The organism is Psychrobacter sp. W2-37-MNA-CIBAN-0211 (genome assembly GCF_040309405.1).
GTDB classification, from domain to species: domain Bacteria; phylum Pseudomonadota; class Gammaproteobacteria; order Pseudomonadales; family Moraxellaceae; genus Psychrobacter; species Psychrobacter glaciei.
In genome coordinates, this window is sequence record NZ_JBEOOU010000236.1 from 1 (window position 1) to 268 (window position 268).

Below are 268 nucleotides of genomic sequence, written 5' to 3' on the forward strand. Positions count from 1 at the left end.
GGTTGAGCGCGTCGGCATCCCACACCTGCGGCTGACTGGCATTGGCCGCGACCGACAACAGGCTCTTGCCCCAGGCGGCATCGCCCAGGCCTGGGCCAATGACGATCACCGAGATTTTTTCCAGCAGGCCCATCAACTGGTTGGCCGAGCTCACGCCGACGGCCATGACCTCCGGCAGCCGAGCCAGAGCGGCCGGCGCATGCTCCGGCCGCGTCGCCAGCGAGACCATCCCGGCGCCGCTGCGCAGGGCACTTTCGCTGCTCAGCAG

The 268-nt window shown here is 69.0% G+C and carries 1 protein-coding gene; it reads right to left on the minus strand.

Annotated elements, in window-relative coordinates; all coding sequences use genetic code 11:
• A partial coding sequence (locus AAEY72_RS15055) for an ADP-dependent NAD(P)H-hydrate dehydratase (protein ID WP_352311370.1) occupies window positions 1-268 on the minus strand: 268 nt, incomplete at both ends.